Genomic DNA, 6,784 nt, shown 5'->3' on the forward strand with positions numbered 1-6,784 from the left:
CAATAATAGTCAGAAATTAAGGTTGAAATGTAGGGTTTTCCAACAGTGGTATCTGCTCTTTGCTAGTGCTATCATTTTGACTGGCTTATCAGTTTAGTCAAAAATTAGCATAATCTTGGATGGCAGATTTGGTACTTGTATTTAGTGGAGTTTACAGAATTTTACCACCAAGGGTAGAAGTAATACTTAGCAAAACCCCGTAAAATATTTGGTAAACAAATATCTCAAGTGGATACTTTTAAATTTGCTAGATTCAATTTTATGTTGAGCATTTAGGTTGAATACTATAATGTGTCATTTAAAACTGGCTCATCTGTAGCGGCTACAGGATATAAATTGTCAAAAACCTAAAATAAATCTAACTTTATTACTTCAATTACATGAAAATTGCAATTTACAACCAGTTAAATTTATCACTCAATAAAATTAAGCATACTGCAATTTTTTCAAGGATTTACTTAGTAGTTTTTTGCTTAATTTCTGCAAGCAAATAGCGAGAATTTAAGGTGAACATAGAAAAATTTGTCCAACGTACAGAAATATTGCACAAGCGTTTAGCAGATTTATACCAAACTGCTAGTCTATTACCTTGGATTTCCCCTGATTTGTTGCCGGAAGCTTTTAAGGAACTCCATAACACCTCAAAGATAGTACAGTTAGCGGCGGAGGAACTTTATCAGCAAAACGAGGAACTAGTAAAAACACGGAATTGGCTAGAAGCAGAACGCCATCACTACCAAGATTTATTCGAGTTAGCGCCAGACGGCTATTTAGTGACTAATACAGAAGGAATCATTCAAGAAGCTAACCTCACCGTAGCTAAGTTGTTGAATGTTTCCAAGCATTTTTTAGTGGGCAAACCAATAATTAACTTTGTTCTTCTAGAAGAACGTCAGCAAGTTCGCAACGAACTGATACAGGTATTGCAATCAGACAGAGTTAAAGAGTTATTGGTACGTTTGCAACAACGTTATGGTGAGCTATTTTATGCAGCTTTGACAGTGACAGTTGTCCGCAATCAACAGGGTAAGCCAATCTCTCTGCGCTGGATGGTGCGTAATATAACCGAGCGTCAGCAATTAGAATCAGCAAGAGTTAAAGACAAGAGTGATATTTTCAACAATCGCCCCCTACATAAATATGATAAAGGAGAAACTATTCCCCTCAACCCATTAGTAATTTGGTATGTTTCTCAGGGTTTGGTGAAACTCAGTACCTACTGTGAAACGGGTGAAGAAGTGGCGATCGGATTGGCAACACCAGGAATGGTTTTTGGTTCTAGTTTGACATCTTTAGACATTTACCAAGCAACAGCGCTTGCTGATGTTGACTTAGTGTCAATTTATGCAGCAGAAGTATCAGCTTCTGCAACACTGAGCCATATACTTCTACCAAAAATTAAGCAGCGGTTACAGCAAACAGAATCTTTTTTAGCAATTTCTGGTAGACGGCGAGTACAAGATCGCTTACAGCATCTATTACAACTTTTGAAACGAGAAGTGGGTGAAACTGTACCGGAGGGAACTCGCCTAAATGTTCGCTTTACTCACGAAGATATTGCTAGCGCTTGCTGTACCACTAGAGTAACAATTACACGATTGATGGGAAAATTACAAGAAGAAGGTAGAATCAGTTTCGACTTAAAAAAACATATTATCTTGAGAGATATTGATTGATTAGTTCGCTATAGATTGATTACATTTTTCTTAAGCAAAGATCAGTTGCCAGCCAACCAGGAAAATTGCTATATCTGCAAAAATATGGCTGATGTATCCAGGCCAAATCGAGCAATAATTTAAGTAGCACCATGACCAAACTGCCCCTGCTATAAACACTCCCAATGAGCATAATGTTGTCGCACGCCAGTCGAAGTAAGCTGCTAAACCAACAACATGATGAATCGTAAAAAATAGTGCAGACAGTACTACAGCTAAAGGACTTGATACCAAAATTTCACATTTACGATAAACAAACCAACGCCAGACAAATTCCTCAAGTAAAGAGTTAACAAATATCCAATACACTGCACCTACTAAGTAAATCACAAAACTGTTCAATCCAACTTGTATTGCGCGATCGCGAACATATTCAACATCTATCCATTTTGCGCCCAGCAGCCAATAAACAATCAAGATGATGCCTAGCATTAATAGCCCTAATCCGACTCCAGCTAATAAATCGCGTCTTTTAGGATATTCAAATTTTAAATTTTCTTTATCAATAAATAATAACCAAATTATGGGTAGTACTAACAACCAGATTTTAGCTAATAAAGCTACTAAATGCCCTTGAAAGCCAGGGAGTATATATAGTTGAGTTGTAATACCAATGCTCGGAACTGGCACAAGTAACAACAGAGCTAGTAGTGCATTATGATTTTGGTTATCTTTTAGCATGGGGAAATTTTATTGTATTTCGATGGTTTTAACTTTTAAACCACATCTAGTTTTAAATCCATAGTTTTTATAAGGTGTTACGCATTTAAGTTGCACATCAACTAGCGAGGTTGTCATTTGTCATTTGTCATTTGTCCTTGGTAAACACAAATGACTAATCACGGTCTACACTGAAAATAGTGCAATATGTAGGCGCGTTAGCTTATCAAGTTAGGATGATTACTTGTAATAAAATTTATAAGTATCTAGGCAAAAATAAATTTAAAGTTTGTAGTAAGAACTTTAGTCCTGATAATCCTTGCTTTGAGCGATAAAGCGCTCACTACAAACTAGGAATTTATTTTATATTTAATTATGTCTACCTACTTATTCACTAGGTTTACTATCAATACTGTCGGTTAAGGTAAGAGACGCGATGAATCGCCGTCTCTACAATAATTAGTCTTTTGTAGAGACGGCAATTTGTCTCTTGATAATGATTTTCCACATCTTTGTGAACCGTATTGGTTTACCATTAATTTTTATATGCAAACTATAAAACATGAGTATCATAATCAAACTTGAATAAAGTGACACTTTGTATATTGCCACATAAATTTAATCCTAAAACTTCTATGAATTTGTGTGTAATATTCCTTTTAAGGCAGCATTTTGATAATTATTTACTGTGCCAATATACTTACTTACACATAATTTAAATGCACAGCGTCTTGCAATGTTGTGAAGGTCTGGGATTTGAGGCGGACATCAATACCCATTGTGCTGAGTACAACTTTGCGTAAAATTGTAGCGTTTTTAAACTTACAGAGACATAACGCTATCTAAACAGTAAATTCAAAATGTACCCAAAATAATGTATATGTGATTGAAGGCGTATTGCTAAAATCGAGATGTCTAGGTTGGGCTACGCCTACGCAACATTTAAAGCGGCTATGCACACACTTGGGAAAAAAACTCTATCATCGGGCTATATCTTAGCACTGGATTTAGGTACGACAGGCAACCGCGCCTTTGTATTTAACGCAGACGGCAAGATTGTTGGGCAGGCATATAAAGAATTAACTCAGTATTATCCTCAGCCAGGATGGTTAGAACATGACCCTCAACAAATCTGGCAGGATACCTGTTGGGTAATGCAAACCGCAATTGCAAATGCCCAGATTGCACCATCTGCGATCGCAGCTTTGGGACTAACTGTACAGCGCGAAACCTGTTTGATTTGGGACAAAACTACTGGTAAACCACTCCATAAAGCGATCGTCTGGCAAGATCGCCGCACTGCTCCCCTTTGCCACCAGTTACAAGAGCAAGGTTACGCTGATGAAATTTACGATCGCACCGGATTAATCATTGATGCTTACTTTTCTGCTACTAAGCTCAGATGGCTATTAGACAATGTTACTGGTATTGACCTGAACAAAGTCTTAGCAGGTACTATTGATAGCTGGGTGTTGTGGAATCTCACAGGTGGAAAAGTCCACGCCACTGACCACAGCAACGCCAGCCGTACAATGTTGATGAATCTCAAAACCTGTGAATGGGATGAGACTTTACTGGATCTGTTGCAAATTCCGGCTCATATTTTGCCCCAGATTCAGCCGAGTTTAGGAGTATTTGGAGTCACTGATGCGACTTTGTTGGGTGCTGAAATTCCGATTACTGCCATCTTGGGAGATCAGCAAGCGGCTTTATTTGGTCATGGCTGCGATCGCCCTGGTTTGGTGAAATGTACTTACGGGACTGGTAGCTTTTTAGTTGCTCACACAGGATCAAAAATTGTGCGGTCGCACCATCAACTTATTTCGACAGTGGCATGGACACAAGCAAATTCCAAAGATACTTTAGATGTTGGCTATGCCCTTGAAGGCAGTATGTTTACTAGTGGAGCTTGTATTCAATGGTTGCGCGATCGCCTGAAGTTGATTAAAACTGCTGCTGAAACTGAAGCGATGGCCAATCAGGTAAAAGATAATGGTGGAGTCTATTTTGTGCCAGCATTTAGCGGACTGGGCGCACCCTACTGGGATATGAGTGCCAGGGGAGCTTTTTTCGGCATTACCGCCAGTGTACAACCAGAGCATCTAGTTCGCGCCGTTCTGGAAGCGATCGCTTATCAAGTTCTAGAGGTGGTGCAAGCAATTAACGCATCTAGCAGTACTCCAGTTGGGCGATTAACCGTAGATGGTGGTGCTTGCGAGAATAATTTTTTGATGCAGTTCCAAGCTGATGTGTTAGGTATTCCAGTTGAACGTCCGATAATGCGCGATACCACCGTTCAGGGTGCAGCATTTGCGGCAGGTTTAGCTGTAGGATTTTGGCAGAGCTATGAATCATTGGCAAAACAACGGCAAATTGAGCGTGTGTTTGAGCCAAAGAGTGATTTCCCCTTGTCCAAATTTGGTACTTGGCAAAAAGCAGTGAAACGTACTCTAGCTTGGGAGGAGTAGCTGATGCAAAAACAAATTGAAGTGAAAATCCTCACCATGAAAGGGGGAAAGCGAAGGAAAAAATAACAATCTATTACAATCAAGCAAATGGATGGAGTATTGATTTATCATGCCCTACAGTCAATTCAACATTGACCGAGTGAAACAAGATTTTCATCTGAGTACTGTTGAAGGAGTCCGTTTTTTCCCAAACTCGATTGAACCCATTACTCCAAGCTTCAGACTGCAAGGTATTTTAGAAGATTTACCGTGGGCGATTCTCTAAAGAGACGCTGCGCGAACGCAGTAGATACAGAAAAAGCTCGTTCAGAGGCGATAATTAATCCTATCTTGCTAGAAGTGCGACGCATCTTCAATTCCACAATTAGCGTATTTTCAGGGGAAGAGTTTAACTTGATGCGAGTATTGGACTCAACGGTGTATGTCACTTCCTACTTTGCCGTTCACCTGAACAATTAACGGTGGAAGCACCTGCAATTGTCATTGTTGAAGCGAAAAAATCAGATTTAAAATCTGGGTTGGGACAATGCATTGCAGAAATGGTAGCTGCACAGCGATTCAATCAAGCCAGAGAGCAACCTTTAACAGCAGTTTACGGTACTGTAAGCAGTGGAACTCTATGGCGATTTCTGAAACTAGAGGGGCAAACAGTCACAATTGATTTAATGGATTATTCTCTTCCTCCTATCGAACTAATTCTGAGCTTTTTGGTGTAGATGGTGAAAGCAGGTTAATTTCATTCAAAAATCGATTGTTAAAATAACTCTTACTTTGTCAAAATATCACTCCATATAATAAAAAGCGCATGACTACTAAACCGAAGATTTTCATTGATGGGGAATCGGGAACCACAGGCTTACAAATTTACTCACGCCTGAACCAACGGGATGATATCGAGTTAGTTAGCATTGAAGCATCTAAACGTAAAGATGCAAATGAGCGAACCAAACTAATCAATGCTGTTGATGTTATCATTCTCTGCCTGCCTGATGATGCGGCCCGTGAAGCTGTTAGCTTAGTCAGTAATACTAGAGTTAAGATCCTTGATGCTAGTAGTGCCCATCGTACAGCTAAGGATTGGGTATATGGTTTCCCAGAACTAAATCCAGGACAACGAGAGAAAATCGCCAGCGCTCAGTTTGTCAGCAATCCGGGCTGTTATCCCACAGGATTTTTAGCTTGTATTCGTCCGTTAATTGCTAAAGGACTCCTGAACAGTAACTTTCCCATCACCGTTAATGCAGTGTCAGGTTACTCTGGTGGCGGAAAGAATCTGATTAAACAATATAATACCCTCCACGAACAGCAAGCCGGCACAAAGTCGCTCTACCCTTATGGCATCTACGGTTTGCAGTTTGGGCATAAGCACGTCAAAGAAATGCATCAGTATTCAGGGTTAGCATCACCGCCGCTATTCGTACCCGCCGTGGGAGATTTTGAGCAGGGGATGTTAGTACAAGTACCTTTACCACTGGCAACTTTGGATAATCCACCATCAGGTAAAGTTATCTATGAAGCGATCGCTGACTACTACCAAAGTGAAAAATTCGTGCAGGTTGCTCCATTCCAAGATTCTACACTGCTGAGAGACGGAACATTTCTGGATGCGATTGCACTGAACGGTACTAATATTGTTCAGGTTTTTGTATTTGCCAATGACACCGCCAAAGAAGTCTTGCTAGTTGCTCGTCTTGACAATCTGGGTAAAGGCGCATCAGGAGCCGCAGTCCAAAACCTAAACATCATGCTCGGTTTTCCAGAAGAGTTGGGATTGTCATGAAAAAGGGTTAAGCAGTGGGCAGCAGGGGAGCAGCACTTCTTTACGAAACGCTGCGCGAGCTTGCTTCCACGTTCGCGCGGCGTGCCGTAAGCAAGTGGTACGGCTACGCTCTGTTACCGAGGAGAAGTTACATTAAGTTTTTCCCCTCTGCCCCTCTGCAC

4 protein-coding genes and 1 pseudogene are annotated in these 6,784 nt (G+C 40.3%); 4 read left to right on the forward strand and 1 reads right to left on the reverse strand.

Features of this window, described 5'->3' with window-relative positions; all coding sequences use genetic code 11:
- The first annotated feature begins 506 nt into the window (after window positions 1-506).
- Window positions 507-1,676 carry a PAS domain S-box protein gene (locus IQ229_RS07385; RefSeq protein ID WP_194042555.1) on the forward strand — a complete coding sequence of 390 codons (1,170 nt, stop codon included), beginning with the start codon at window positions 507-509 and terminating at the stop codon, window positions 1,674-1,676.
- Between the two features lie 30 nt (window positions 1,677-1,706).
- Here IQ229_RS07385 and IQ229_RS07390 read toward each other — a convergent pair whose 3' ends face one another.
- The gene (locus IQ229_RS07390; protein ID WP_194042557.1) at window positions 1,707-2,396 is read right to left on the reverse strand and encodes a CPBP family intramembrane glutamic endopeptidase; all 690 of its coding nucleotides are present in this window, start codon (window positions 2,394-2,396) and stop codon (window positions 1,707-1,709) included.
- Between the two features lie 932 nt (window positions 2,397-3,328).
- Between IQ229_RS07390 and glpK the strand changes: the two genes are divergently transcribed.
- The 3 genes and pseudogenes from glpK to argC all read left to right on the forward strand — a co-directional run bounded on the left by glpK (window position 3,329) and on the right by argC (window position 6,623).
- Window positions 3,329-4,843: a glycerol kinase GlpK gene (glpK, locus tag IQ229_RS07395; RefSeq protein WP_194042562.1), complete on the forward strand. Its 1,515-nt coding sequence runs from the start codon at window positions 3,329-3,331 to the stop codon at window positions 4,841-4,843.
- 109 nt (window positions 4,844-4,952) lie between these two features.
- Window positions 4,953-5,559: pseudogene (locus IQ229_RS07400) on the forward strand (hypothetical protein).
- 89 nt (window positions 5,560-5,648) lie between these two features.
- Complete coding sequence (gene argC / locus IQ229_RS07405; RefSeq protein WP_194042560.1) at window positions 5,649-6,623, forward strand: N-acetyl-gamma-glutamyl-phosphate reductase; 975 nt, start codon at window positions 5,649-5,651, stop codon at window positions 6,621-6,623.
- Window positions 6,624-6,784: the final 161 nt, after the last annotated feature.

Source organism: Nostoc cf. edaphicum LEGE 07299 (assembly GCF_015207245.1).
GTDB classification, from domain to species: Bacteria; Cyanobacteriota; Cyanobacteriia; order Cyanobacteriales; family Nostocaceae; genus Nostoc; species Nostoc edaphicum_B.